General features: G+C 70.4%; 25 protein-coding genes. 15 read left to right on the top strand and 10 right to left on the bottom strand.

Features of this window, described 5'->3' with window-relative positions; translation table 11 throughout:
- Positions 1 to 15: 15 nt before the first annotated feature.
- Both DP939_RS34325 and DP939_RS34320 read right to left on the bottom strand, forming a co-directional pair.
- Complete coding sequence (locus tag DP939_RS34325) at positions 16 to 2,283, bottom strand: DUF6049 family protein (RefSeq protein WP_113984999.1); 2,268 nt, start codon at positions 2,281 to 2,283, stop codon at positions 16 to 18.
- A 105-nt stretch (positions 2,284 to 2,388) separates the two neighbouring features.
- Positions 2,389 to 2,931 carry a YbaK/EbsC family protein gene (locus DP939_RS34320; protein WP_113984998.1) on the bottom strand — a complete coding sequence of 181 codons (543 nt, stop codon included), beginning with the start codon at positions 2,929 to 2,931 and terminating at the stop codon, positions 2,389 to 2,391.
- 143 nt (positions 2,932 to 3,074) lie between these two features.
- Between DP939_RS34320 and DP939_RS34315 the strand changes: the two genes are divergently transcribed.
- On the top strand, positions 3,075 to 4,511 hold the full coding sequence (locus DP939_RS34315; protein ID WP_113984997.1) for a CCA tRNA nucleotidyltransferase: 1,437 nt from the start codon (positions 3,075 to 3,077) through the stop codon (positions 4,509 to 4,511).
- A 20-nt stretch (positions 4,512 to 4,531) separates the two neighbouring features.
- Here the strand turns inward: DP939_RS34315 and DP939_RS34310 are convergent, their stop codons facing one another.
- Positions 4,532 to 5,836, bottom strand: coding sequence for an MFS transporter (locus DP939_RS34310; protein WP_113985030.1), 1,305 nt, complete (start codon positions 5,834 to 5,836; stop codon positions 4,532 to 4,534).
- Between the two features lie 103 nt (positions 5,837 to 5,939).
- Here DP939_RS34310 and idi point away from each other — a divergent pair, with 103 nt between their 5' ends.
- Complete coding sequence (idi, locus tag DP939_RS34305; RefSeq protein ID WP_113984996.1) at positions 5,940 to 6,521, top strand: isopentenyl-diphosphate Delta-isomerase; 582 nt, start codon at positions 5,940 to 5,942, stop codon at positions 6,519 to 6,521.
- A 106-nt stretch (positions 6,522 to 6,627) separates the two neighbouring features.
- Here idi and DP939_RS34300 read toward each other — a convergent pair whose 3' ends face one another.
- Both DP939_RS34300 and DP939_RS34295 read right to left on the bottom strand, forming a co-directional pair.
- Positions 6,628 to 7,707 carry an inositol-3-phosphate synthase gene (locus DP939_RS34300; RefSeq protein WP_113984995.1) on the bottom strand — a complete coding sequence of 360 codons (1,080 nt, stop codon included), beginning with the start codon at positions 7,705 to 7,707 and terminating at the stop codon, positions 6,628 to 6,630.
- 17 nt (positions 7,708 to 7,724) lie between these two features.
- Complete coding sequence (locus DP939_RS34295) at positions 7,725 to 8,444, bottom strand: PadR family transcriptional regulator (protein ID WP_113985029.1); 720 nt, start codon at positions 8,442 to 8,444, stop codon at positions 7,725 to 7,727.
- 148 nt (positions 8,445 to 8,592) lie between these two features.
- On the opposite strand from DP939_RS34295, the gene DP939_RS34290 reads away from it, so the two are divergent.
- The 4 genes from DP939_RS34290 to DP939_RS34275 all read left to right on the top strand — a co-directional run bounded on the left by DP939_RS34290 (position 8,593) and on the right by DP939_RS34275 (position 14,634).
- Positions 8,593 to 8,973 (top strand): DUF5318 family protein, encoded by a 381-nt coding sequence (locus DP939_RS34290; protein WP_113984994.1) that lies wholly within the window; start codon positions 8,593 to 8,595, stop codon positions 8,971 to 8,973.
- A 540-nt stretch (positions 8,974 to 9,513) separates the two neighbouring features.
- Entirely contained in the window at positions 9,514 to 11,973 is a 2,460-nt protein-coding gene (locus DP939_RS34285; RefSeq protein WP_113984993.1) for a transglycosylase domain-containing protein, read from the top strand.
- The gene (locus DP939_RS34280; protein WP_113984992.1) at positions 11,970 to 13,427 is read left to right on the top strand and encodes a glycosyltransferase family 87 protein; all 1,458 of its coding nucleotides are present in this window, start codon (positions 11,970 to 11,972) and stop codon (positions 13,425 to 13,427) included. The genes DP939_RS34285 and DP939_RS34280 overlap by 4 nt, the downstream gene beginning before the upstream one ends.
- Before the next feature lies 1 nt (position 13,428).
- On the top strand, positions 13,429 to 14,634 hold the full coding sequence (locus tag DP939_RS34275) for a mannosyltransferase family protein (RefSeq protein ID WP_225878675.1): 1,206 nt from the start codon (positions 13,429 to 13,431) through the stop codon (positions 14,632 to 14,634).
- Positions 14,635 to 14,780: 146 nt separating this feature from the next.
- On the opposite strand, the gene DP939_RS34270 is transcribed toward DP939_RS34275, so the two are convergent.
- Positions 14,781 to 15,536, bottom strand: coding sequence for a deoxyribonuclease IV (locus tag DP939_RS34270; protein WP_199565599.1), 756 nt, complete (start codon positions 15,534 to 15,536; stop codon positions 14,781 to 14,783).
- A 118-nt stretch (positions 15,537 to 15,654) separates the two neighbouring features.
- Between DP939_RS34270 and DP939_RS34265 the strand changes: the two genes are divergently transcribed.
- Positions 15,655 to 15,834: a hypothetical protein gene (locus tag DP939_RS34265; protein WP_113984991.1), complete on the top strand. Its 180-nt coding sequence runs from the start codon at positions 15,655 to 15,657 to the stop codon at positions 15,832 to 15,834.
- Between the two features lie 26 nt (positions 15,835 to 15,860).
- Here the strand turns inward: DP939_RS34265 and DP939_RS34260 are convergent, their stop codons facing one another.
- Complete coding sequence (locus DP939_RS34260) at positions 15,861 to 16,172, bottom strand: hypothetical protein (RefSeq protein WP_113984990.1); 312 nt, start codon at positions 16,170 to 16,172, stop codon at positions 15,861 to 15,863.
- A 281-nt stretch (positions 16,173 to 16,453) separates the two neighbouring features.
- On the opposite strand from DP939_RS34260, the gene rpsF reads away from it, so the two are divergent.
- The 8 genes from rpsF (at position 16,454) to DP939_RS34220 (ending at position 21,700) form a co-directional block, all read left to right on the top strand.
- A complete protein-coding gene (gene rpsF, locus DP939_RS34255; protein WP_113984989.1) occupies positions 16,454 to 16,744 on the top strand; it encodes a 30S ribosomal protein S6 in 291 nt (96 codons plus the stop codon).
- A 107-nt stretch (positions 16,745 to 16,851) separates the two neighbouring features.
- Complete coding sequence (locus DP939_RS34250; protein ID WP_113984988.1) at positions 16,852 to 17,412, top strand: single-stranded DNA-binding protein; 561 nt, start codon at positions 16,852 to 16,854, stop codon at positions 17,410 to 17,412.
- 76 nt (positions 17,413 to 17,488) lie between these two features.
- On the top strand, positions 17,489 to 17,725 hold the full coding sequence (rpsR, locus tag DP939_RS34245; RefSeq protein ID WP_061256131.1) for a 30S ribosomal protein S18: 237 nt from the start codon (positions 17,489 to 17,491) through the stop codon (positions 17,723 to 17,725).
- A 14-nt stretch (positions 17,726 to 17,739) separates the two neighbouring features.
- The gene (rplI, locus tag DP939_RS34240; protein WP_113984987.1) at positions 17,740 to 18,186 is read left to right on the top strand and encodes a 50S ribosomal protein L9; all 447 of its coding nucleotides are present in this window, start codon (positions 17,740 to 17,742) and stop codon (positions 18,184 to 18,186) included.
- Positions 18,187 to 18,314: 128 nt separating this feature from the next.
- The gene (locus DP939_RS34235) at positions 18,315 to 19,139 is read left to right on the top strand and encodes an SAM hydrolase/SAM-dependent halogenase family protein (protein ID WP_225878674.1); all 825 of its coding nucleotides are present in this window, start codon (positions 18,315 to 18,317) and stop codon (positions 19,137 to 19,139) included.
- Positions 19,140 to 19,251: 112 nt separating this feature from the next.
- Positions 19,252 to 20,136 carry an ABC transporter substrate-binding protein gene (locus tag DP939_RS34230; protein ID WP_113984985.1) on the top strand — a complete coding sequence of 295 codons (885 nt, stop codon included), beginning with the start codon at positions 19,252 to 19,254 and terminating at the stop codon, positions 20,134 to 20,136.
- On the top strand, positions 20,133 to 20,969 hold the full coding sequence (locus DP939_RS34225) for an amino acid ABC transporter permease (protein ID WP_113984984.1): 837 nt from the start codon (positions 20,133 to 20,135) through the stop codon (positions 20,967 to 20,969). The genes DP939_RS34230 and DP939_RS34225 overlap by 4 nt, the downstream gene beginning before the upstream one ends.
- Entirely contained in the window at positions 20,966 to 21,700 is a 735-nt protein-coding gene (locus tag DP939_RS34220; protein ID WP_113984983.1) for an amino acid ABC transporter ATP-binding protein, read from the top strand. Before DP939_RS34225 ends, DP939_RS34220 begins: the two co-directional genes overlap by 4 nt.
- 97 nt (positions 21,701 to 21,797) lie before the next feature.
- On the opposite strand, the gene DP939_RS34215 is transcribed toward DP939_RS34220, so the two are convergent.
- From DP939_RS34215 to DP939_RS34205, 3 genes are read right to left on the bottom strand one after another with little or no spacing between them, the layout of a single operon-like run.
- Complete coding sequence (locus DP939_RS34215; protein WP_113984982.1) at positions 21,798 to 22,775, bottom strand: carbohydrate kinase family protein; 978 nt, start codon at positions 22,773 to 22,775, stop codon at positions 21,798 to 21,800.
- Positions 22,751 to 24,073, bottom strand: coding sequence for a family 4 glycosyl hydrolase (locus DP939_RS34210; RefSeq protein WP_113984981.1), 1,323 nt, complete (start codon positions 24,071 to 24,073; stop codon positions 22,751 to 22,753). Before DP939_RS34210 ends, DP939_RS34215 begins: the two co-directional genes overlap by 25 nt.
- The gene (locus tag DP939_RS34205) at positions 24,070 to 25,131 is read right to left on the bottom strand and encodes an amidohydrolase family protein (RefSeq protein WP_199565598.1); all 1,062 of its coding nucleotides are present in this window, start codon (positions 25,129 to 25,131) and stop codon (positions 24,070 to 24,072) included. The genes DP939_RS34210 and DP939_RS34205 overlap by 4 nt, the downstream gene beginning before the upstream one ends.
- Between the last annotated feature and the right edge of the window lie 18 nt (positions 25,132 to 25,149).

The raw sequence follows: 25,149 nt of genomic DNA, 5'->3' as shown, positions 1-25,149 counted from the left end.
CCTCCAGGTTCGGTGTCACGCGGGGGGTCCGGGCCGCCGGCCGCCGACCCGCCCCGCTTCCGGGCCTTCCGGCAGCGGGGACGCCGGGGGCCGCGCGACCGGCTTCGTCGCCTCGGCCGTCTGCTCGGAAGGCCGGGGAGCCGGTCGCGAATCCGGCTGAGGAGCCGGTGGAGCGGACCCCTGCGGGGCCCGTCGCCGCCCGGCCCGTCGCCGGCGCATCATCCGCAGCGCCACCGCCGCCAGCATGACCGACAGCGCGCCGCCCACGATCACCAGCGCGATCCCGGTGTAGCCGGTGGTGCGCACGGTCAGCTCGATCGGCGGGCCGTACCGCTTGCCGGACTGCGTGCGGAGCTGCACCCCGACCGTCGTCTCGCCGCTGACGTGCGAGGTCAGCGGCACCTGCACGGTCTGGCTGCCGCGCGGGGAGATCTGGATCGGCTGGGAGAAGTCCTTGATCTCCAGTTGCCGCTGGTTGGTCGACTTGACGTCGATGCGCAGCGCGACCGGCTTGTTCAGGGAGTTGTGGACGCTGATCGGCACCACGCCGTTGTCCCCGGCCAGCGTGCGGGGCTGCTCGGTGCCGGTGATCGCGACCTGCTCGATCTGCTCGGACACGGACTCGTCGATGTGCTCGACGGCGGTGCGCGCGGCGTCGGTCTTGCCGCGCCAGGCCGAGGACGCCAGCCGCAGCAGCGGGCGCTCGAACCCGTGCCGGTCGTTGGCGTCGTCGGTGACGTCGGCGGTGAGCTGGGCCTGGCGTTCGATACGGCGTACCGAGGCCAGGTAGCCCTTGCCCAGCTCCTCGCGGCGGTCTTCGTCGGTGTAGGTGAGCCCGGCGCGCGCCGTCCGCGGGGCGGTCGGCTTGATCGAGGTGATCGACACCGGGCTGAGCCAGGGCAGTTTGGCGGTACGGCCGAGCAGCCCGGTCACGAACGTGGGATCGGGGTGCCACTGCCGGGACGGCGCGGCCACGACGGTCCGGGCGTTCTGCGGGGCCTCGGCGGTGATCATCGCGGTCTCGGCCAGGAACCGCTGCTTGGCCAGCAGCCCGGCGCCGGGCGCGGCGACGTCGGTGGAGAGGATCTCGCTCAGCGTCTGGTCGGCGACCAGCGCGGTGATCGGGCCGTTCACGGACGGGATCGTGGCCGCCGCGTCGGGGGTGGTCGTGGCGGGCGGCGCGGCCGGGAGGTTGCCCTGGTCGAGCAGGACGGTCTTGACCCCGCCCACCGCCAGTTCGTCCAGCGCGTCGAGGTCGAGCGCGCCGGACACCGGCCAGTTGAGGTCGGTGGGCACCGCCCGGCCGAGCATCGACTGCGCGACCTCCCCGCCCGTGGTGAGCGCGCTGCGGGTCACGCCGTCCAGCCCGCGGTGGACCAGCGCGGCCACGTCGGGGTCGGCGTACGGGGTGGCGAACACGCCCGCCTTGGCCAGCGCGGTGCGCATCCCGGCCAGCCAGGGGGCGGCGGCGGGCTCGGCCGCGCGCTGCTTGCGCTCGTCGCCGGTGTCGACCGTGTAGTCGCGGGCCATCGCGTTGACGTCGTCCAGCAGCGCCGGATCGACCAGCCAGCTCACGCCCTTGGCGGTGGCCGAGCCGCGCACCAGCGCGAGCATGTCGGCCAGCCGGCCGCCCTCCGCCAGCCCGCCGCGCAGGTCGTCGTTGAGAAAGGTCTGGTCCACGCTCCGGCGCGGACGCTGGTCCAGCAGCGGCAGCACCACCGCCATACGCGTGCGGGCGACCCGCTGGTCCTTCGGCGCGTACACCAGGAACGTGCGCTGGATCGCCACCGTCTCCTGGCTCGGGCCGAGCACCTCCACCGCCAGCGGATAGACCCCGAACCGCCACATCTCGATGATCGCGGGGGTCACGCTGAACTCCCACGGCTGCTTGGCGCCCGCCGCGAGCACCGGGACCTGGGTGAAGCGCGTGATGGACCCGCGGTCCCGCCAGGTCATCATGCCCTCGGCGTAGGACTCCATCTCACTGCGCCCGGCGAACGGCTGGCCGGAGTAGCGGAGCTGGATCCGCAGGCCGGCCTGCGGGGCGCCGGTGGTGTTGGTGTACGTGCCGGAGATCTTGATCTCCTGGTTCCGGTCACGCGGGGTGTCCGGGGTGATCGACTCGATCACGAGCGGCGGCGCCTGCCGCGCGGAGACAGCGGATGCCGGTGACGCCGTCGAGACCGCCGCTGCTGGTACGGCCAGCAGCGCGGCGGTGACGGCGGTGAGCAGAGCCTTGACGATCACGTGCCTGCCCGGGTCGGTGTACGGCGCACGCCGCAATGCTATGGCCTTTGCGCGGCCGGATCGGGTCGAGACGGACGTTCGGACCGACTCAATGAGCCCTTTTCCACCGTCTCTGGCAGACGCCGGCTCGCCCGAACCCGCTCAGCGCGGCAACGAGTGTGACGCACGGTGCCCATGTGACAGGGACGACCGTCCGCGCGCGGCCAGATCGAGCCGTTTGCCGCCCGCCAGCGTCAGCAGATCGCGGGCGCGCAGCGAGAGCGCGGTACGCCGCTCGCCGGTCGGGGTGTGCACCAGGGTGTCTCCGGGCAGCTCGCGATGGAGGCGTTCGTCGATCAGCAGCGCGAGGTCGTCGGGCAGCAGCAGCGGGCACACCAGCCCGGCGGCGTAGCGGGTGGCGGAGTTGACGATGAACGCCGGGGCGGGCGACACCTTGCGCGCCCCGAGCAGCGTGCCGACCATCGCGGGCCGGGGCGGCGTGGCGACGGACGACAGCACCGCGACGGGATCGAGGCCGACCCGTGTGTCCACCTCGAAGACCGTGACCTCAAGGCAGTGGGCCGCGTCCGCGTGCATGATCTCGGGAAGCTCACCCGCGCACGTCAGGGCTCGCGGAAGGCGTACGATCTCATGATGGACCTGGTGTGCGAGGAGCCAGCGGTGGATCGCGAGGGCGTCCTTCATCTCTGCGCTCCTTGCCTCGTCGCCCGACCCCCTACGGTCCGCAGGTCGACCGTAACCTGGTGATCGCCGACGGTGTATCTCCCGCGGATGACACCAGCAATGGCCCGGGGGAACATCCTCCGTAACCGAAGGACCTACCCAGCTTGTCCGAATCGAATCTGACCGCCGGCCAGCAGCGCGGCCTCGACGCGCTGCTCCGCCGGATCCCGCCCGTGGCCGACGAGCTGGGCGAGCTGTTCGCCGCGCGCGGGCACGAGCTGGCCCTCGTCGGCGGCCCGGTACGCGACGTCTTCCTCGGCCGGGTCGGCAACGACCTCGACCTGACCACCGACGCCAGGCCGGAACAGGTCCTCGAAATCGTCCGTGACTGGGCCGACGCGGTGTGGACGATCGGCATCGACTTCGGCACCGTCGGGGTCCGCAAGGGCGGCAGGCAACTGGAGATCACCACCTACCGCAGCGAGTCCTACGACCCGCAGTCGCGCAAGCCCGAGGTCATGTACGGCGACAGCCTCGACGACGACCTCGCCCGCCGCGACTTCGCGGTCAACGCGATGGCGGTACGCCTGCCCGAGCACACCTTCGCCGACCCGTACGGCGGCCTCGCCGACCTCGCCGCCAAGGTGCTCCGCACGCCGGGCCCGCCCGAGCGGTCCTTCGACGACGACCCGCTGCGGATGCTGCGCGCCGCCCGCTTCGCCTCCCAGCTCGGCTTCGACGTCCACCCGGCCACGTTCGCCGCGATGCGCGGCATGGCCGAGCGGATCGAGATCGTCTCAGCCGAGCGCATCCAGGCCGAGCTGGACAAGCTGATCTGCGGCGCCCACCCGCGCCGCGGCCTTGAGCTGCTGGTCGACTCCGGCCTCGCCGCCCACGTGGTGCCGGAGCTGCCCCGGCTGCGCCTGGAGATCGACGAGCACCACCGGCACAAGGACGTCTACGAGCACACGCTGATCGTGCTGGAGCAGGCCATCGCGCTGGAGGACGACGGCGGCTGCGACCGGGTGCTGCGCTGGGCGGCGCTGCTGCACGACATCGGCAAGCCCAAGACCCGCAGGCACGAGCCGGGCGGGCGGGTGTCCTTCCACCACCACGAGGTGGTCGGCGCGCAGCTCACCAAGAAGCGGCTGACCGCGCTGAAGTTCCCCAAGGACGTCGTGGCCGACGTCTCCCGGCTGGTGGAGCTGCACCTGCGCTTCCACGGGTACGGCACGGGCGAGTGGACCGACAGCGCGGTACGCCGCTACGTACGCGACGGCGGGCACCTGCTGGACCGGCTGCACAAGCTGACCAGGGCCGACTGCACGACCCGCAACAAGCGCAAGGCCCAGGCGCTGGCCCGCACCTACGACCACCTGGAGGAGCGGATCGCCCGGCTGGCCGAGGAGGAGGAGCTGGCCAAGATCCGCCCGGAACTGGACGGCAACGAGATCCAGCGGGTGCTCGGCATCGAGCCGGGGCCGATGGTGGGCAGGGCGTACAAGTTCCTGCTGGAGATGCGGCTGGACCAGGGCATGATCGGCAAGGAGGCGGCCACCGCGGCGCTGCTGGAGTGGGCCAAGGAGCAGGGCCCCTCCTGACCCGCCGGCCCGCGGCTCGTTCAGGCGCTCTGCGTGACCTTCCGCCTGGGGCTGTCCTCGCTCGGCGTGACCATCCGGTAGACCAGCGCGCCGAGCACGTAGCCCGCCGCGATGAGGCCGAGCACCAGGTAGGACTTGCCGTTCGCCGGGAGCAGGGCCGCGGCGATGGCGGCGGCCAGCACGTACATGCCGTTGAAGAGCATGTCGTAGAGCGAGAAGACGCGGCCCAGGTAGGCGTCGGCGATGTCGCGCTGCACGACGGTGTCGGCGCAGATCTTGACGCTCTGCCCGGCGATGCCGAGCACGAACCCGGCGACCGGCATGCCCCACTCCTGGAAGGGGGCGACCAGCGCGAACCCGAGGACGCCCGCGGCGGTGAGCACCATCGGCACCCAGGCGGTGATGCCGAACCGCTCGGTGGCCCACGGCGTGATCAGCGCGGCCCCGAAGTAGCCGACGCCGGACGCGCCGAGGACGAGCGCCACCCCGGCGAGCGCCTTGTCGGGGTCGTCGACGGTGAAGTGGTAGCGGTACAGCATGATCAGCATCGCGGTGCACATGCCGTACACGAACCGGTGCGTGGACATCGCGCCGAGCGCGGCGGCGGCGGCGCGGTGGTGCGCCACATGGCGCAGGCCGTCGATCAGGCCGCGCACCACGTTGCGCAGCGCCTCGCGGGTCTGCGGGCGGTCGGGGTCGTACGCCGGGCCGAGCAGCTGCCTGGCCATGGTGGTCGCGATCCCCGCGGCCAGCGCGAACGCCACCCCCGAGATCACCAGCAGCAGCGCGGTGCCCTGGTGCCCGGACCCGAAGGCCAGCCGCAGCAGGTAGCCCGCGCCCGCGCCGACGAAGGTCACCACCGTGCCGGACGTCGGGGTGACGGCGTTGGCCATCATCAGCTTGTCCCTGGAGACCACATGCGGGAGCGAGGCCCCGAGCGCGGCCAGGAAGAAGCGGTTGACCGCGAGCACGCCGAGGGCGACGACGTAGAACCACGCGTCGGGCGCGCCCGCGGCGACCAGCGTGGCGGCCAGGAGCAGCAGGGCGCAGCGGATGATCGGGCCGATCACCAGGATCTGCCGCCGGGACCACCGGTCGATGAAGACCCCGGCGAACGGGCCGAGCACCGAATACGGCAGGAGCAGAACGGCGAGGCCCGTGGCGATCTGCACCGCGTTGGTCTGCTGCTCAGGGCTGAAGAACGCGTAGCCGGCGACTCCGAACTGGAAGATCCCGTCGGAGAACTGCGACACCAGGCGGGTGGCGAAGAGGCGCCTGAAGTCCCGTTCTACTAGGACGGCCCGCAGATCGGAGGCGAAAGACACCACGCCAGCCTACGTCGCCGGGGGGCGGCCCACATCCGGGACAACCCCGTACTCCCCCTAGGGGGCGGGGTCCCGCAGGTGGTCACGTACTCTCAAACGCGTGATGACCGATGAACTGGTTGTGTTGGTGGATCGCGAGGGCAACGCGACCGGTATCGCGCCGAAGGCGTCGGTACATGGCCCGGACACACCGCTCCACCTGGCCTTTTCCAGCTACGTCTTCGATCGCGCCGGGCGGGTGCTGCTGTCGAGGAGGGCCGCCCACAAGGTCACCTGGCCGGACGCCTGGACCAACAGCTGCTGCGGCCACCCGATGCCGGGCGAGCCGCTGGACGCGGCGGTCGTCCGCCGGCTGTCCTACGAGCTGGGGCTCCACGTCGAGCGGGTGGACCTGATGCTGCCCGCCTTCTCCTACCGGGCGGTGATGGACAACGGCATCGTCGAGCACGAGCTGTGCCCGGTCTACCGGGTGATCGTGGCGACCGAGGCGGTGCCCAACCCCGAGGAGGTCGGGGAGGTGGAGTGGATGCCGTGGCCGCGGTTCGCCGACGACGTCATGAGCGGGCGGGTCGTGATCTCGCCCTGGTGCCGGGAGCAGGTGCCGCTGCTGACCGCCCTCGGTGACGACCCGCTGGCCTGGGCCCCGGCCGACCCGGCCGCGCTCCCGGCGGCGGCCCGGCCCTGACGACCTGAAAAAGCCGAGAGCCCTCCGCGGAGGGCTCTCGGAGGAACGGCTGTCAGCGTCCGAACAGTGGTCAGCGCTCGAACAGTGGTCAGCTCTGGAGCAGTGGTCAGCGCTCGACTTCGCCGCGGATGAACTTCTCCACGGCCTCGCGGGCGACGTCGTCGGAGTACTGCTCGGGCGGCGACTTCATGAAGTAGGACGCCGGCGACAGCAGCGGGCCGCCGATGCCGCGGTCCAGGCCGATCTTGGCGGCGCGGATCGCGTCGATGATGATGCCCGCGGAGTTGGGGGAGTCCCAGACCTCCAGCTTGTACTCCAGGTTGAGCGGAGTGTCGCCGAACGACCTGCCCTCCAGCCTGACGTACGCCCACTTGCGGTCGTCCAGCCACGGCACGTGGTCGGACGGGCCGATGTGGACGTCACCCTTGCCCATCTCGCGCGGGATCTGCGAGGTCACCGAACGCGTCTTGGAGATCTTCTTGGACTGGAGGCGCTTGCGCTCCAGCATGTTCATGAAGTCCATGTTGCCGCCGAAGTTGAGCTGGTACGTGCGCAGCAGCTCGACCCCGCGGTCCTCGAAGAGCTTGGCCATCACCCGGTGCGTGATCGTCGCGCCGACCTGGGACTTGATGTCGTCGCCGATGATCGGCACGCCCGCCTCGGTGAACTTGGCGGCCCACTCGGGGTCAGAGGCGATGAACACCGGCAGCGCGTTGACGAACGCCACCTTGGCGTCGATCGCGCACTGCGCATAGAAGCGGTCGGCCTCCTCGGAGCCCACCGGAAGGTAGGACACCAGGACGTCGACCTTGTTGTCGCGCAGCACCTTGACCACGTCGACGGGCTTCTCGTCGGACTCCTCGATGATCTCGCGGTAGAACTCGCCGAGACCGTCGTACGTGGGCCCGCGCTGCACGGTGACGCCGGTGGGCGGCACATCACAGATCTTCACCGTGTTGTTCTCGCTGGCCACGATGGCCTCGGACAGGTCGCGTCCGACCTTCTTGGCATCAACGTCGAAGGCGGCGACGAACTCGACGTCGCCGACGTGGTAGTCGCCGAACCGCACATGCATAAGGCCCGGTACCCGGCTGGCCGGGTCGGCGTCCTTGTAGTAATGCACGCCTTGCACCAGCGACGCGGCGCAGTTGCCGACTCCGACAATCGCTACGCGCACCGAACCCATGGCACTCGCTCCCTTACTCAATGATCTGTATCCGTGGCCCTGACCGGGCCTTCATCGGCGTCAGTCCCCGCGTTGGCCGCTGGGCCGCCCGTGGTCTCCCGTCCGGTCTCGTGTCCGGTTTCGTGGTGTACGGCCCGCCCGGCGGTGCTCGACTCCGGCCCGCCGCGGCGCTCGGTTGCGATCAGCTCGTTGAGCCAGCGCACCTCGCGCTCGACGGACTCCAACCCGTGTCGCTGGAGCTCCAGCGTGTAGGCGTCCAGCCGCTCGCGCGTGCGGGCGAGCGCACTGCGTACGCCCTCCAGCCGCTCCTCCAGCCGGCTCCTGCGGCCTTCGAGGATGCGCAGGCGCACCTCGGCCTGCGTGTGCCGGAAGAACGCGAAGTGGACCCCGAAGCTCTCGTCCTCCCACGAGGACGGCCCGGACTGCGTCAGCAGGTCCTGGAGCCGCTCCTTGCCCTCCGCCGTCAGCTTGTAAACGATCTTGGAGCGGCGGCCGGCGAGCGGCGCGACCGGCTCGGCCGGGGTGGGCTCCTCCTCCGCGATCAGCCCGTCGTTGAGCAGGGAGCGCAGGCAGGGATAGAGCGAGCCGTAGGAGAACGCACGGAACATGCCGAGCAGCGTGTTAAGGCGTTTCCGCAGCTCATAGCCGTGTAGTGGGGTCTCGTGCAGCGACCCGAGAACGGCGAGCTCCAAGACGTTGCTTCGGCCGCCGACCACGGAACCCACCACCTCTCGCATCGATGTATCGAGCCGATACATCTGAAGGATACGTCGCCGCGGCATACCCTGCAACGACCAGGGGGTGCCCAAGGGGCGACCAGGGGTGACCTTCACTTCTGCCCCAAGAGGTTGGGAGCAATCGGAAAAAAGCCGTAGTCTGGCGCACATGTGGTCACAGCGAGCGGTCGTTGACTACGGCCTTGCGAAGCGAGCGACAGTACGCTCGTTACGCACGGGCCGGACGTCTTTCGACGACGTCTGTGACGCGCATCCCTATCTCCTCCGGGCCGCACGGTTCCATGGGGAGGCGACCGACCGGCTCTGTCCAGTGTGCGAACGGCAGAACGTCACCAACGTGACCTACGTCTACGGTGACGAACTGGGCCGCCTGGTAGGCCGGGTAAAGAGCACGTCAGACCTTGCCGAGATGGCACACGAATACCGCGAATTCCGCGTGTACGTGGTAGAGGTCTGCCAAGGTTGTGCTTGGAATCATCTGGCAGTCTCGTTCGTCCTCGGAAATGGTGATCCTCCGACCGATTCCTGAGCCGAGCCTGATCCGAGAACGCCGGGTGACGTCCCACCGCCTTTCGCTGGCCGTCGCCACACCCACATCGCCGATGACTGAACGAGGACGCGCGTGAGTTACAGCAGCTATGGCCCGGAGCCGACCGGAGGGCCCGCCCCCCACGGGGCCCCGTCGCCGTCGGCTCGCCAGGGACGTCGCCACCGTACCGCCCAGGCGAGCGCGTCCGCACCGCGTGACGCCTCCGCGCCTCGGCCGCAGTCGCGCGAGCCGGGCGGTCAAGACGGTTTTCAGGAGCGCGGTTTTCAGGAGCGCGGTGCTCAGGAGCCGGGGGGGCGACGTCGCCAGGCGCCGCCGCCCGGCCGTACCGGGCAGCAGCCGGCCCAGCGGGCGGGCCGCAGGGCCGAGGCCGAGTTCGAGGACACCCAGGCGATGATGGCGGCCGCGGCCGGCCAGGGCGGGCCACCGCAGCCCCCCCGCAGGCCCGGCGGGCCGGGCGGCCCCGGCGGTCCGGGGGGTCCTGGCGGTCAGGGTGGGCCTCCTGGTCATGAGGACACCCGCGTGTCGCGTACCGGGCGCAACCGCTCGGTGGGCCCGGACCGGCCGGAAGGGCCGCGCGGGCCCGGCCGGGGCGGTCGCGGGCGCGGTGGCGGAGGCGGCCGGGGCGGCGACGACGACGGACGCGGACGGCGGCGCTCCTCCGACGACGACGAGCCGGTCAAGAAGAGCTGGAAGCGGTTCATCCCGAGCTGGAAGATCCTGATGGCCGGCAGCGCGGTGATCGCGGCCGGCGTCTTCGGCATGATCGCGATCGCGTACGCCAACACCACGCTGCCCACCGAGAAGGACTACCAGGAGTCCGCGGTGGCCCAGGGCAGTGTCTTCCAGTACGCCGGCGGGAAGCAGTTCGCCAAGATCGGCACCAAGCGCACGATCGTCAAGATCGCCGATGTCCCCAAGCACGTCCAGGACGCGGTGATCGCGGCGGAGAACGACAGCTTCCGCCAGGACGTCGGGATCAGCATCCCCAGCATCGCCCGCTCGGTGTGGATGACCGTGACCGGGCAGCAGCTCCAGGGCGGTTCGACGATCACCCAGCAGATGGCCCGCAACTACTTCGAGGGCCTGAGCAGGGAGGTCGCGATCAAGCGGAAGATCAAGGAGATCTTCGTCGCGATCAAGCTGGACCGCGAGTGGGACAAGGACAAGATCCTTGAGTACTACCTGAACACGATCCCCTTCGGCCGCAACACCTACGGCATCGAGGCCGCCGCCCGCGACTTCTTCCGCAAGGGCGTCAAGGACCTCACCATCGCCGAGGGCATGTACCTGGCCGGCCGCATCCAGCGGCCCGGTGACTTCGACAGGTACGAGTCGCAGGGCAAGTACGCGGCCACGATGGAGCGGTTCGAGTATGTGCGCGGCCAGATTTCCAAGGTCGATCCCGCGTACGCCTCCCAGGTGGCGAGCCTGAAGTTCCCCAAGCCCAAGAAGCGGCGCATCGCGGAGGAGTACGCGGGCTCGGAGGGCTACATGCTCAACATCGTGCAGCGGGAGCTGGAGAAGGACTACGGCATCACCAAGGAGGAGCTGCAGAGCGGCGGCTACATCGTCAAGACGTCGTTCGACCCGGCCGTGATGGCCGCGGCCAAGCGCGCCGTCGAGTCGCGGACCCAGGTGTTCGACGCCACCGTCCACACCAGCCTCGCCGCGGTCGACCCGAGGAACGGCCGGGTGGCCGGCTTCTACAGCGGGCGTGACTTCCTGCGCGACTACAACAACCGCGCGTTCGACGCCGCCAAGCAGGCGGCGTCCGCGTTCAAGCCCTACGTGCTCGCCGCCTGGCTGAACAGCGACCGTTCGCTGAGCAGCCTGATCAGCGGCAAGTCGCCCTACCAGGCGAAGGGGACCAGCCGGATCGCCAACGCCGGCGGTACGTCCTTCGGCACGATCGACCTGGTGAAGGCCACCGCCCAGTCGGTGAACACGGTTTTCGTGCAGATGGGCGAGAAGGTCGGCCTGGACGCCGTCGCGGAGATCGCCAAGAAGGCCGGGGTCGGCGAGCGGGCCAAGGCCACGCTCAAGGAGAACTCCGTGGACTGGGCGATCAAGAACCACGGCTACGCCACCACCATCGGCAGCGCCACGGTCACCGCCGTGGAGCAGGCCAACGGCTACGGCATCTTCGCCAACGGCGGCAAGCACTTCGACTGGCACACCGTGGTGGAGGTCAAGCAGCGCGACCGCGACACGGGCGGCAACCGCCTGGTGTTCAAGGAGCGGCTCAACAGCGTCGATGTCATCTCCCCCGACGCCGCGGCCGACGCCACGTACGCGATGACCCAGGTCGTCAGGGGCGGCACGGGCGGCGCGGCCAACCTGGGCGCGCGTCCGGTCGCCGGTAAGACGGGTACGAACAACGAGTCCAAGGACGCGTGGTTCGTCGGGTTCGCCCCGCAGCTCTCCGCCGCCGTCGGGATGTACCGGGAGGTGCCGGCCGACGCCAAGACGGGCAAGAGGCTGCCGTACAACCCCAAGACCGGCAGGCCGCTGAAGCGGAAGAAGAACTACGTGATGGTGGAGGAGCCGCTGCCCGGCGCGATCGGCGGTGGCGGCGTCCCCACGCAGATCTGGCACGACTTCATGGCCGAGGCCCTGAAGAACGCCGATATCGAGCAGTTCCCGCCGCGGGCCGACGCCGGAACGCCGGACAACATGGCCCCGGTGCCCCCGCCGTCCCCGACGCCCGACCCCGACGAGCCCATGGAGCCGGACGACCCGAACGGCGAGGACGGCTGGCCGGTGGAAGAGGACCCGACGCAGCAGGACCCGCCGCAGGAGGACGGTTACCCCGACGACTCGGGCTGCGCCGAGAACGACCTGTTCTGCGACGCCAACGCGCAGCCGGAGGGTTCGGGCACTGCCCGCAACGGTGACGGATCGGGCGATCGGGAGCGGTCGCCGAGCGGGCAGATGATGCCGAGCACTGGGCCGAGCGGTCGCTCCGGCGGCGACCGATGAGCGTCGAGGACGAGCGCGAGCCGGAGCCCGCCCCCGAGCCCGAGACCGCTCCTGAGCGTGAGTCCGGGCCGGTGGACGGGCCGGTGGACGGGCCGGTAGATGGGGCGGGGCTGAAGGACGCCGGGGCGGTCACCGTGATCGGGGCGCGGACGCTCCCGTACCTCCCGCTCGCGATGTTCGCCACGCTGGGCGCGCTGCTCGCGTACCTCTGGAAGTGGCCGTGCCGCTTCGGCGGCGCCTGGAACGACGGCACCCTCCAGTTCACGAACTTCTGCTACACCGACATCTACCCTCTCTACTTCGGCCGCGGCCTGGCCGACGGCAAGGTCCCCTACTTCGCCGAGGTGAAGGACTTCGCGGACCACGTCGAGTACCCGGTCGTGCTCGGCTGGGTGATGGACCTGGTGTCGCGGATCACCTCGCTGGTGACCGACGGGGCAGCGCGGGCCGCGACGTTCTACGACCTCACCGTGCTGCTGATGGCCGCCTGCCTGGTGGGCGGCGTGCTGATGATGGCCAGGCTGGCCGGGCCGGAGCGCCGCTGGGACGCGCTGTGGTACGCCGTCGCGCCCGGCGTGATCCTCGGCGCCTACATCAACTGGGACCTCGCCGCGGGCGTGCTGTCCCTCGGCGCGCTGCTGGCCTGGTCACAGCGCCGGCAGGTGCTCGCCGGGGTGCTGCTCGGGCTGGCCATCGCCACCAAGTTCTACCCGCTGATGTTCATCGGCGCGCTGTTCCTGCTGACGCTGCGGACGTTCGAGTGGCGGCCGTTCCTGCGCACGATGGCCGCGACGGTGGGCGCGTGGCTGGTCGTCAACGTACCGGTGATGATCTTCGCCTTCGAGGGCTGGAAGCGCTTCTACGTCTTCAGCCAGGAGCGCGGCGCGGACTGGGGTTCGCTGTGGTTCTTCTTCCAGCAGCGCGGCTGGCCGGTCCTGGGCGACCCCGAACGCCTGAGCGTCATGGGCATCGCCTCGCTGGCGCTGATCTGCCTGCTGATCGCCGTGGTGGCCCTGGCCGCCCCGACCAGGCCCCGGCTGGCGCAGTTGTGCTTCCTCGCGCTGGCCGCGTTCATGCTGACGAACAAGGTGTGGTCGCCGCAGTTCGTGCTGTGGCTGGTGCCGTTCGCCGTGCTGGCCCGGCCCAACTGGAAGCCGCTGGCCCTCTGGCAGATCGCCGAGGTCTGGTACTTCTTCGCCATCTGGCTCTACCTCGTCGGTCTCCAGGAGGGTAACGCCCATCTGGGCATCACCGCCGACACCTACTTCACCGCCGTGTGGGGCCGCGCGCTGACCATCGTGATCATGATGGCCTTCGTGGTGCGCGACATCATGCGCCCCGAGCACGACCTGGTGCGGCGGGGCGGCGTGGACGACCCCTCCGGCGGCGTGTTCGACGGCGCTCCCGACAGGTTCCGGCTGACGAGCACCGGAATCGGCCTGCGGACCGCGTAGCGTGTCGCTGGCCGGCTCAGCCCCACCCACCGTCGAGCCCTCGGAGACGCCGCCCCCTGGGCCGGGAGAGACGTCCTTCTACCAGGGCCTCACGCTGTGGATCGGCTCGCGGCTGGGCATCGTCCTGCTGGCCGTGATGGCCGGCGGGATGCTGTTCGCCGGGGAGACCAAGCCGCTGCTGGAGCGGTGGCGGGCCTGGGACGCCCACCTGCTGATCGTCATCGCCGAGTACGGCTACGACGGCGAGCCCGGCAAACCCAACGACGCCGGACTTCCCGCCTTTTTTCCCGGCATGCCGCTCATGTTGCGGCTGGTCCATCTGGTGATGTCCGACTGGACCCTGGCCGGCATCCTGATCTCGCTGGTCGCGGGGGGCGTGGCGGCGGTCGCGCTGGTACGGCTGGGCGACCACGAGGGAGCCGAGGGGACCGGCTGGCGGGCCCTGCTCATGCTGTTGCTCTGCCCGACAGCGGTGTTCCTGTTCGCCGGGTACAGCGAGGCGCTGTTCCTGGGCTTCGGCATCCCGGCGTGGCTGGCCGCGCGGCGCGGGAACTGGCCGGCCGCCGGGCTGCTCGGCGCGGGCGCGTCGTGCGTCCGGATCACCGGGCTGTTCCTGGCGCTGGCGCTGATCGTGGAGTACTTCACCGGGCCGTGGCGGGCCACGCGGGGCGGCTCGGCGTTCCGGGAGAGCATCGCCTGGCTGCTCGCGCCGTTCGTGCCGCTCGCACTGTACTCGGCCTACCAGTACGGCAGGACCGGCGACTGGCTGGCCTGGAACCACGCCCAGGAGGCGGGCTGGGGGCGCAGCCTGGTCATGCCGTGGGAGTCGTGGATCACGACGTGGGGCTCGGCGGCGGGGGACGGGCAGTTCGCCTGGGCGTTCCGGATGGAGATCGCCGGTGCGGTGATCGGCGTGCTGTTCACGCTCTGGCTGCTGATCGGGCGCAGGTGGAGCGAACTCACGTACGTGGGCCTCCAGGTGGGCGCGCTGGTGTGCTCGGCGTACTACCTGTCCATCCCGCGCTCGGCGCTGCTGTGGTGGCCGCTGTGGCTGGCACTGGGCAGAGCCGCGACGCCGAGGAAGGACCCTGGGGACGGATGGGCCGAGCCGCTGCGGCCGGGCCTGCTCGCCTTCTACGCGCTGGTCGCGGGGCCGCTGATGGTGCTCAACACGATCACCTTCCTGAAGGGCGGCTGGGCGGGCTGACCTGCGGGTACGCGGGCTTACCCAGTTTTGCGCCACGGTAATCCAGAAAAGTTATCCACAGGCTGTGGACTAATCCACCTGTGGATCAAAGGCTGTGGATACCGCGATCAAGGCTGTGGATCAAGGCTGTGGATCAAGGCTGGGGATCAGAGGTTCTTGCGCAGGAAGGCGATGTCCTCGGCCTGCCCGGCGCCCGGGGTCTCCACCACGATGGGCGCGCCCGCCGCGCGGCAGACCGCCAGCAGGGCCTCCGGGTCGATCTGGCCCGCGCCCAGGTTGGCGTGCCGGTCGGCGCCCGAGCCGAACGCGTCGCGCGAGTCGTTGCAGTGGATCAGGTCGATCCTGCCGGTGATCGCCTTGACCCGCTCCACCACGCCCAGCAGCTCCTCACCGCCCGCGTGCGCGTGGCAGGTGTCCAGGCAGAACCCGACGTCGAAGCCGTCGAGCGCCTCCCACAGGCGGGCGATCCGGTCGAGTTTGCGGGCCATCGCGTTGTCGCCGCCCGCGGTGTTCTCGATCAGCACCGGGATCGGGCAGTCCATCCGCTCGAAGACCTTGCGCCAGTTGTCGAACCCGTCCTGGGGATCGTCGCTCTTGTTCATGTGGCCGCCGTGCACGATCAGGCCCTTGGCCCCGATGTCGGCCGCCGCCTGGAGGTGCTGGGCCAGCAGCTTGCGGCTGGGGATGCGGATGCGGTTGTTGCGGCTCGCCACATTGATCACGTAAGGCGCGTGGACGTAGACGTCGAGCCCGGAACCGGCCAGGTCGGCGGCCGTCTCCGGCACCTGCGGGGCCTTGTAGCCCTGCGGGTCGCCGAGGAAGAACTGCACCACCTCGGCGTCGATCGCCGCGGCCGCGGCGGCAGGGTCCTCCTGATCGACATGCGCACCGATTCGCACCATGAAGCCGAGCGTAGCCGACACCTGTGATCGGCCGTCCCGTGTTTCCCGACGGGGTTTCGCGGTGGTGCGGCGGGGCAGTCGCCAGCGGGAGTTCCCCCCACCCCCAAGGAGACCAAAGGTGGCGCTCTACCGGAGAGGCATCAGCCTGATCGGGCTCATCTACATCCTGGTCGGCCTGTACGTCGCATGGGTCTACGACTACATCACGCCCACGTTCCTGCGGGAGCTGGCCGAGGCGCTACTGGCGATCTTCCTGTGGTTCCTCGTGCTGCTCGGGGTCGATCTGAAGATCGGCTAGCCGCTGCTCTCGCGACCCGTGACCGGTCAGGGGACGAAGCCGCCGTGGTAGATGCCGAGCGAGACGCCCACGAACGACGCCACGATGCCGATGATGTTGACCGACCGCTCGGCCGTGGTGGCGGAGACGTACTGGGAGTACAGGCCGCCGCCGAAGCCGAGCGCGCCCGCCCAGGACGCGAGGATGTGCGCGTCGGCGATGAAGCCCGAGACGAAGGCCACCAGCCCGCAGACCAGTGTCGCCACGCTCATCGCGTTCTCGATCGGATGACTGACCCCGTCGGTGTTCAGTGTGAGCCGGAACGGCCTGCTCTTCGACGGGCTGAGCAGATGGGGCATTTGAGGCCACCCCCTCTAGGCAATGCTTTGGTATCGAGCGTTCCCGCGCGCGGGGCGCCGCAATCCCCCGGCCGGGCTGCGGAAACACGGCGATCGTGCGCCGGGCACATCGTCGCTGCTGGTAGCCTGGTACGGCGGCGTCGTGCCGGGCGTGCTGTCATCAGCACCGCCACCGGCCCGCCGGAGGCGCGTTGGAAAGCGTCCCCGGCGCGAGACGTCAGCGTCCTCCTGTCACGGCACCGTGTCGTGACCGCAACAGTCCGAAGGAGGCTCGAAGCCGCATGCGTCGATACGAAATGATGGTCATCCTCGACCCGTCGCTGGACGAGCGTACCGTGACCCCGTCCCTCGACCAGTTCCTCGCCGTGGTCCGCAACGACGGTGGCACCGTGGAGAAGGTCGATGTCTGGGGCCGCCGCCGCCTGTCCTACGACATCAACAAGAAGCCCGAGGGCATCTACGCGGTGATCGACCTGACCGCCGAGCCCGCCACGGTCAAGGAGCTCGACCGCCAGATGAACCTCAACGAGGGCATCCTGCGGACGAAGGTCCTGCGTCCGGACGCGCACTAGGCTCTCCCGGCCCCCTGGCGGTTCACCGGTTTTTGTCGGTCCCCCGCCGTACGCTGGGGCTTAATACGAAGCGAAGCCGCGCAGCAGCAGGAAGGCAAACGCGAGCCATGGCAGGCGACACCCAGATCACCATCGTCGGCAACCTGGTCGACGACCCGGAACTGCGCTTCACCCCCACGGGGACGGCTGTGGCCAAGTTCCGCATCGCGTCCACCCCACGCTTCCTCGACAAGCAGACCAACGAGTGGAAGGACGGCGAGGCGCTCTTCCTGACCTGCAACACCTGGCGGCAGGCCGCGGAGAACGTCGCGGAGAGCCTCCAGCGCGGTATGCGGGTCATCGTCCAGGGCCGGCTGCGCCAGCGGTCCTATGAGACGAAGGAAGGCGAGAAGCGCACCGTCTACGAGGTCGAGGTCGACGAGGTCGGCCCGTCTCTGCGCAACGCGACCGCCAAGGTCAACCGCACCTCCCGGCAGGGCGGCGGCTTCGGCGGCGGCCCCGCCGAGGACCCGTGGGCCACGGCCAGCCCCGGACAGCCCGGTGGCGGCGGTGGTGGCGGCTTCGGCGGCGGCAACCAGGGCGGTGGCGGCGGTTACGGCGGCAACCAAGGTGGCGGCTACGGCGGCAACCAGGGTGGCGGCGACTTCACCGACGAGCCCCCCTTCTAGCCCTCGGCACCCCCTTTACCAACCAATCCGATGACCATTCCCGCCCTCGCGGCGGGGCTCTGAGAGGAGCACCACGATGGCCAAGCCGGCATTGCGCAAGCCGAAGAAGAAGGTTTGCCTGTTCTGCCACGACAAGATCTCCTACGTCGACTACAAGGACACGGCGCTGCTGCGGAAGTTCATCTCCGACCGTGGCAAGATCCGTGCCCGCCGGGTGACGGGCAACTGCACCCAGCACCAGCGCGACGTGGCGACCGCGATCAAGAACGCCCGTGAGATGGCCCTGCTGCCCTACACGAGCACCGCTCGCTAAGGAGGTCCAGACCGATGAAGCTCATTCTCACCAGCGAGGTTTCCGGCCTCGGCGCTCCCGGTGACGTCGTCACGGTCAAGGACGGCTACGGGCGCAACTACCTGCTGCCGCGCGGCTACGCGATCAAGTGGACCCGCGGTGGCGAGAAGCAGATCGCGACGATCAAGAAGGCGCGGTCCACGCGGGAGATCCGCGACCTGGGCACCGCCCAGGAGGTCGCCGCCCAGCTCAAGTCGCTGCGGGTGACGCTGAAGACGCGGGCCGGCGAGGCCGGCCGCCTGTTCGGCTCGATCACCACCGGTGACGTCGCCGAGGCCGTCAAGGCCGCGGGCGGCCCCGACCTCGACCGCCGGCGCATCGAGATCACCAACACGATCAAGAGCACCGGCTCGCACCGGGTGTCCGTGCGGCTGCACCCCGAGGTGTCCGCCGCCCTCGACATCGAGGTGGTCGCCGCCTGACGGCGGTGCCCTCCCGGCGGTGCCCTCCCGGCCGTGTCATTAGGCCGGGTCACATCATTAGGCCAAGGCCCTTCCCCGGCGCGGGGGAGGGCCTTGGCGCTTTGCGGCCGCCTCGTATGCTCGCCCTTGTGTTCGTCAGTCTCTCCACCGACTTCGGGGCGGCATCCACGGCGACCTGCGCCGGGGTCGTCCACTCTCTCGCGCCCGGGGCGACCGTGCTGGTGCTCAGCGACGAGATCACCAAGTACCAGATCGTCGAGGGCGCGATGCTGCTCCGGCGCGCGCTGCCGTACCTGCCGGTGGGGGTGCACGTCGGCATCGTGGACCCGGGGGTCGGCACCCCACGGCGGCCGATCGCGGTGGAGACCGCCCGCGGCGACGTGCTGGTGGGGCCGGACAACGGGCTGCTCGTCCCGGTGTGCGAGCCGCTGGGCGGCATCGAGGCGGTGTACCGGCTGGACAATCCCGACTACCGGCTGCCCGGCGTGTCCAGCACCTTCCACGGCAGGGACATCTTCGCGCCCGCCGCGGCGCACATCGCGCTCGGCGTCGAACTCCGCTCGCTGGGCGCCGAAGTGCCCCCCGGCGAGCTGGTCCGGCTGGACATCCCCGAGCCGCGGGTCACGCCGGGGGAGCTGGTCGTGCCGGTGCTCTACATCGACGAGTTCGGCAGCCTGATCCTCGGCGGCGAGCGGGGGCACCTGGACGAGGCGTTCGGGCTCGGCGACGAGTACGGCGCGCGGCTGGAGGTCGGCTGGACCGACGACTCCGGCGAGACCCGGACGGTGACCATGCCGTTCCAGCACACGTTCGGCGCGGTGCCACGGGGACACCTGCTCTGCTACGAGGACTCCTCGGGGTGGCTCGGCCTGGCCGTGAACCAGGGGTCGGCGACCGCGGAGCTGGGGCTGCGGCCTGGGGACATGGTCACGGTTCGGGAGAGCCGCGGGTGATCGGTGGTTTACCGATCGGGATAGCGGGTTTGATGTACCCGGGCCGCCTGGATGCCGGGGGTTGTGTCTAGACTCTTGGACGTTCGCACAGGACAATCCCCCGGAGGCCGTCATGGTCCGTCGTTCCCCCATGCCGTACGCGCTCGGCGCGCTGACGACGGCTGCGGTGGCGTGTGCCGTGGCGTGCGCGCCGGTCGACAAGACCCCCGCGGCCACGGGTTCCGGCGGGGCGAGCCCGTCGGCGTCCTGCACCAAGGACGCGCTCGCCCTGAAGACGCCGGGCAAGCTGACCGTGGGCACCGACAAGCCCGCCTACGACCCGTGGTTCAAAGACGACGACCCGGCCAACGGGCAGGGCTTCGAGAGCGCGGTGACGTACGCGGTGGCCGAGGGCCTGGGGTTCGCCAAGAACGAGGTCGAGTGGGTGACCATCCCCTTCGACTCGGCGTTCGCGCCGGGCGCGAAGAAGTTCGACTTCGACGTCAACCAGGTGTCGATCACGCCGCAGCGGGCGAAGGTGGTCGACTTCAGCAAGGGCTACTACACGGTCAAGCAGGCCGTGGTGGCGGTGGAAGGCTCCAAGATCGCCGGGGCCAAGGACATCGCGGCGCTGAAGGACGCGGTCATCGGGGTCCAGGTGGGGACGACGTCGCTGCAGGCCGTACAGGACGTCATCCAGCCGGCCGCCGAGCCCAAGGTCTACAGCCAGCAGGTGGACGCGGTGAACGCGCTGAAGAACAAGCAGGTCGAGGCCATCGTGGTGGACCTGCCCACGGCGTTCTACGTGACGGCGGCACAGGTGGAGAACAGCAAGATCGTCGGCCAGTTCGGCACGGGCGGCGCGGCTCCTGAGGAGTTCGGGCTGGTCTTCGAGAAGGGCAGCCCACTGGTCGGGTGCGTGGACCAGGCGATCGGCGGGCTCCGCGAGTCGGGCGCGCTGGACAAGATCGAAAAGCAGTGGCTGGGCTCCGCGGTGGGCGCTCCCGACCTGTCATGACCTGGGTGAAGAGTCCCCGGCAGATCGAGCGTGAGCGGCAGCGGCGGCGGCGTGCCCTGCGGTCGGGGTCGATCGCGACCGCGTCGACGTTCGTGTTCCTGGTGCTGGTCGCGCTGGTGGTCACCAACGCGCCCGGCTGGGAACGCGTGCGGGAGACGTTCTTCGATGGCGAGGTGTTCGCCGCCGCGCTGCCCGACGTGCTCGCCGGGTTCTGGAACAACGTCAAGATCTTCCTGATCGCCGAGCCGCTGATCCTGCTGGCCGGGCTGCTGATCGCGATGGTACGCCAGCTCAGCGCCCCCATCTTCTTCCCGCTGCGCGCGCTGGCCGTGATCTACGTGGACGTGTTCAGGGGCGTGCCGACGCTGCTGGTCATCCTGCTGATCGGGTTCGGCCTCCCGGCGCTGGAGCTACAGGGCGTGCCGAAGGACGAGACCACGCTCGCCGTCATCGCGCTCACCCTCTCCTACAGCGCCTACGTCGCCGAGGTCTTCCGGGCGGGCATCGAGACCGTCCACCCGAGCCAGCAGGCCGCGGCCCGCTCGCTCGGGCTGTCCCACGGCCAGGCGATGCGGTACGTCGTACTCCCGCAGGCCGTACGCCGGGTGGTGCCCCCGCTGCTCAACGACTTCGTGTCCCTGCAGAAGGACACCGGCCTCGCCTCCACGATCGGCGTCATCGAGGCCATCCGGCAGGCGCAGATCTACGCGGGCCGCGACTTCAACTACACGCCCTACCTGGTGGCCGCCCTGATGTTCATCCTGCTCACCATCCCGATGGCCCGCTTCACCGACTACCTGGCGGCGCGCGCCAGAAGGCGGCGGGGCGCATGAGCGCGCTGCTCGACGTCGAGAACGTCTGGAAGCACTTCGGCGACCACAGCGTCCTGCGCGGCGTCGACCTGACGGTCGAGTCGCACCAGGTGGTGTGCCTGATCGGCGCGTCGGGGTCGGGCAAGTCGACGCTGCTGCGCTGCGTCAACCTGCTGGAGACGGTGGACGACGGCGCCATCCACCTCGACGGCGAGGAGATCACCGCCGTCCGCGCCGACCCGGACGACGTGCGCAAGCGGATCGGGATGGTCTTCCAGGCGTTCAACCTGTTCCCGCACATGACGGTCCTGGACAACATCTGCCTCGCCCCGCGAAAGGTCCACCGGGTGAGCCGGGCCAAGGCGGAGGCCCGCGCCCGCGAACTCCTGGCCCGCTTCGGCCTCGCCGGCAAGGCGGACGCCTACCCGGACCGGCTGTCCGGCGGTCAGCAGCAGCGGGTGGCCATCATCCGCGCGCTGGCCCCGGGGCCACGCCTGATGCTCCTGGACGAGGTCACCTCCGCGCTGGACCCGACGCTGGTGAGCGAGGTGCTCAACATCATCAGGGAGCTGAAGGAAGGGGGCATGACCATGGTCCTGGCGACGCACGAGATGGCGTTCGCGCGGGAGATCGCGGACACGGTGGGCTTCCTGCACAACGGCGTCCTCCTCGAACACGGCCCCCCAGAGGTCATCTTCACCGAGCCCGCCCACCCCGAGACCAGGGCCTTCCTCAGCAGAACCCTCCCCTGATCTCGCTCTTTTCCCCTGGCACGAAGGCACACCGTCGCGGCCGAGGTCGCCCCGCCCCGACCTCGGCCGCGGCGGCATGCCGCCCGCCGCGCGGGGCTCAGCAGCGGAGACGGTCGAGGGCCGTGGTGACGGTTTCGGCGGTGATGTCGGGGTTGATGGTGTGGGGACAGGTGACCTTGAGCATGGCGACCACCGCGCCGTACCGGGCGGCGTCCGCGAGGGTGCGGCCCTGGACGAGGGCCGCGAGGACGCCGGCGAGGTAGGCGTCGCCCGCGCCCGCCGTACTTGCGACGCGTGCGGGACGGGCCGGGGAGTGGGTGAGTCTGCCGGTGTCCCAGGCCCATGAGCCGGAGGTTCCGGCGGTGATGACCATGTTGAGGCCGGGGTGCCGATCGATGGCCGCCGTGACGATGGCGGCGGGGTCGGAGTGCCGCGACCGGACGAGCGCGCGTGCCTCGTCGATGTTGACGGCCAGCAGGTCCGTACGCGGCAGCAGTGCTTCCGCCTCCCCGGCCTCCCCGCTGACGAACGACGTGACGCGGAAGAAGCCGTGCTCGGTGGCGAGGTCGAGCAGCGCGGACCGCGCGGGCAGCGGTACCTCGGGCAGCGCCAGCGCCACCCCCTTGCCCCGGTGGCGGCGGAAGAGCGGCGACACCCCCCGTATGTCGGCGAGGCCGACGCTCGCGCTCGCGGAGTTCCTGGCGGTGAGGTTCCCGCCCTCGCCGGACGGATACACGAAGCACGCGGCGAACAACGTCGGGCGGCTCGCGTCGATCCGCACGTGCGTGGCGTCGAGCCCGACCGCGCGGAGTTCGGCGAGCAGCGCGGACCCCCGTTCGTCCGCGCCGACCGCGCCGACCGGCACGACCGGGAGATCCGGTCGGAGCAGCGTGCGCAGGTAGTGGCAGACGATGTGCAGCTTGCCGTAGTCCCGGCTGTCGAGCAGGTCGGCGGCCCGGCTCTCCTCGCGCCTGATCGCGTGGTCGGAGTCCAGGGCGAAGACGACGCCCGAGCCGATCCCGCCGGTGCCGATCACCACCTCGCAGGCGGTCAGCCGCCGAAGTCCGGCAACCACGGTCGCTCCGCTTCGATCAGTTCGTCGGTCATCGCGCGGATCTGGTCCAGGCCGAGCAGGGAGCCGGTGAGCCGGTCCAGGGAGACCGCGGCGTACACCAGGTCCCTGGACCGCTGCCGGTAGGCGTCGACCACGCACCCCTGCAACCCGATGGACGCGAGGTTGATCCCGGCGCACGCGGACGGCAGCCGCCCGATGTGGGTGGGCTGGACACCGGAGCCGTCGACCAGGCAGGGGACCTCCACGCAGCATCCGTCCGGCAGATTGGTGATCAGACCGGTGTTGGGCACGTTCCCGTAGACCGTGCGCGGGGTGTCGGTGACGATGGAGTCGGCGATCCACGCCGCGTACTCCTCGCCGGCCTCGGGCTCTCCGGCGGCGAGCCGTTCGGCCAGCAGCTCCTGGTCGGTGTCGGTCTGGGCCCGGGTGATCTCCAGATAGTCCCAGCGCCGCGGCAGATAGGCGGTCACGTCGCCCGGTGTGCGCCGGAAGTGCGGGTAGTACTCGGACGCGTGGTGGCTGGACTCGGTCGGGAAGTGGCCGGTGAGGTTCAGGATCTCGGTGCGTACGGCCTCGCGTCCGCCCGCGTACCACTCGTCGATCGGCTCGGCGGGCTCGCGGTCGCCGCGGCGGTAGGCGTTGACCGCGGCGGCCAGTTCGGCCCGTACGTCCACGCCGCGGTGCCGGAACTCCAGCATCCACGCCTGGTGGTTGATCCCGGCCGCGCGGAAGCTGTAGTCGCCGGGGCGGTAGCCCAGGATCGCGGCCAGTTCGTCGGCGGTGTGCCGCACCGAGTGGCAGAGCCCGGCCGTCCTCGCCCCCGCGGCGGACGCGAACCAGCAGTTGACCGACATCGGGTTGGCGTAGTTGAGCAGCAGCGCGTCAGGGCAGTGTTCGGCCATGACGCGGACCACGTCATCGAGGGCGCGCATCGACCGCAGGCCGCGGAAGACGCCGCCGGGACCGAGCGTGTCGCCGACGGTCTGGTCGATTCCGTACCGGCGCGGGATCTCCATGTCGTGCGCGTACGCCTCGCGCCCACCCGCCTGGAAGCAGGTGACGACGAAGTCCGCGCCGGACAGCGCCTTGCGGAGGTCCGTCGTCGGCTCGACCCGGGCCGGAACCCTCCGGGCCTGGACCAACCGGCGGATCAGGCGGTCCGCGCGGGTCAGCGCCGCCGGGTCGATGTCCATCAGCGCGTAGGCGGCGTCCTGCAAACTGGGAAAGGCGAGGAAGTCGTTCATCAGGCGCAGCGGGAACTCGTACCCGCCCGCGCCGACCAGTGCGATCTTCGTCATGCGCGTACCTCCAGGTGAGGTAAGAGTCCGAGTGCGTTGCCCGCGTACACCTGGGCCAGCACCTCGTCCGGCAGGTCCAGGCCGGAGATGGTCCACCGGCCCAGCGGCGGCGGGTCCTCCGGCGAGTGCGGGAAGCACTCGTCGGCCGTCTCCAGGAACCTGAAGTGGATCGGGTAGCTCTCGCCGGTGGGCGGGATCTCGTCGGCGCCGAAGAGCACGCGGTCCGGGTGGGCGAGGAGGAGATCCCTGGTGGCCCGCGCCTGGCGGCCGAGTTGCGCGATGCGGGCGGCGATGTCGATGTGCAGGTTCGGGTAGGTGTCGAGCATCCGCCGCACCCAGCCGAGGTTCTCGGCGTAGTTGCCGCCGTGCACGCCCACGAACGTGGTACGCGGATGCGCCGCGACCACCGTCTCCATCGCGTCGATCAGCCGTTGGAAGGGTGGGAAGGCGTCGCTCGCGTACGACCAGTCGGGCCGGTCGGTGAGCAGTTCCAGGTACTCGTTGCGTCCGTCGACCGGCTGGAAGAAGGCGACCGGATCGGCGACGTGCCACCAGACCGGGACGCCCAGCTCCCCGGCGGCCGACCACAGGTCGCCGAGCCGGGGGTCGTCGGGCAGGACGAGTTCGTCCCGGTGGTCGCGGACCCGCAGGCCGAGGTCCTTCCACACCTTCAGCCCGGCCGCGCCCGCGCGGACCGAAGCGGCGAGGTCTTTGACCAGATCGTGTCCAGGCGTGGCGAGCGCTGACCAGTTCACGTGACAGAAGGTGGCCACCCTGCGGGGGAAGGCGCGGTCGAAGCGGTCGAGGTTCGCGTCCAGCTCCGCGCCCCACCGCCCGTCCAGGTTCACGAAGGCGCGCACGTTGTACGCGTCCATCTCCTCCAGCCACGTGGCGACGTCCGGTATCGCCCATTCGCCGTCCCGGCCGGCCCAGCCGGACAGCCAGCGGCCGAGGTGCGCGTGCGCGTCGATGGCGGGACATCGGGCGCGCTCCACCCGATGCTCCGGCAGGACGACCTGCGATCGGGGCCGGAACTCGGCCAGCGGAAGATCCGTCACGACACGTTTCCTTTCAGC

Origin of the sequence: Spongiactinospora rosea (genome assembly GCF_003315795.1) — a bacterium.
Lineage (GTDB): Bacteria > Actinomycetota > Actinomycetes > Streptosporangiales > Streptosporangiaceae > Spongiactinospora > Spongiactinospora rosea.
Note: the sequence above shows the minus strand (reverse complement) of the source record. Positions and strands in the feature narration are given on the sequence as shown.

Excerpts from the sequence above, each read along its gene's own strand:
- DP939_RS34230 (WP_113984985.1), top strand. The coding sequence starts at position 19,252 with ATGGTCCGTCGTTCCCCCATGCCGTACGCGCTCGGCGCGCTGACGACG.
- DP939_RS34225 (WP_113984984.1), top strand. The coding sequence starts at position 20,133 with ATGACCTGGGTGAAGAGTCCCCGGCAGATCGAGCGTGAGCGGCAGCGG.
- rplI (WP_113984987.1), top strand. The coding sequence starts at position 17,740 with ATGAAGCTCATTCTCACCAGCGAGGTTTCCGGCCTCGGCGCTCCCGGT.
- DP939_RS34250 (WP_113984988.1), top strand. The coding sequence starts at position 16,852 with ATGGCAGGCGACACCCAGATCACCATCGTCGGCAACCTGGTCGACGAC.
- DP939_RS34270 (WP_199565599.1), bottom strand. The coding sequence starts at position 15,536 with ATGGTGCGAATCGGTGCGCATGTCGATCAGGAGGACCCTGCCGCCGCG.
- DP939_RS34280 (WP_113984992.1), top strand. The coding sequence starts at position 11,970 with ATGAGCGTCGAGGACGAGCGCGAGCCGGAGCCCGCCCCCGAGCCCGAG.
- DP939_RS34295 (WP_113985029.1), bottom strand. The coding sequence starts at position 8,444 with ATGCGAGAGGTGGTGGGTTCCGTGGTCGGCGGCCGAAGCAACGTCTTG.
- DP939_RS34220 (WP_113984983.1), top strand. The coding sequence starts at position 20,966 with ATGAGCGCGCTGCTCGACGTCGAGAACGTCTGGAAGCACTTCGGCGAC.
- DP939_RS34210 (WP_113984981.1), bottom strand. The coding sequence starts at position 24,073 with ATGACGAAGATCGCACTGGTCGGCGCGGGCGGGTACGAGTTCCCGCTG.
- rpsF (WP_113984989.1), top strand. The coding sequence starts at position 16,454 with ATGCGTCGATACGAAATGATGGTCATCCTCGACCCGTCGCTGGACGAG.
- rpsR (WP_061256131.1), top strand. The coding sequence starts at position 17,489 with ATGGCCAAGCCGGCATTGCGCAAGCCGAAGAAGAAGGTTTGCCTGTTC.
- idi (WP_113984996.1), top strand. The coding sequence starts at position 5,940 with ATGACCGATGAACTGGTTGTGTTGGTGGATCGCGAGGGCAACGCGACC.
- DP939_RS34290 (WP_113984994.1), top strand. The coding sequence starts at position 8,593 with ATGTGGTCACAGCGAGCGGTCGTTGACTACGGCCTTGCGAAGCGAGCG.
- DP939_RS34260 (WP_113984990.1), bottom strand. The coding sequence starts at position 16,172 with ATGCCCCATCTGCTCAGCCCGTCGAAGAGCAGGCCGTTCCGGCTCACA.
- DP939_RS34300 (WP_113984995.1), bottom strand. The coding sequence starts at position 7,707 with ATGGGTTCGGTGCGCGTAGCGATTGTCGGAGTCGGCAACTGCGCCGCG.
- DP939_RS34320 (WP_113984998.1), bottom strand. The coding sequence starts at position 2,931 with ATGAAGGACGCCCTCGCGATCCACCGCTGGCTCCTCGCACACCAGGTC.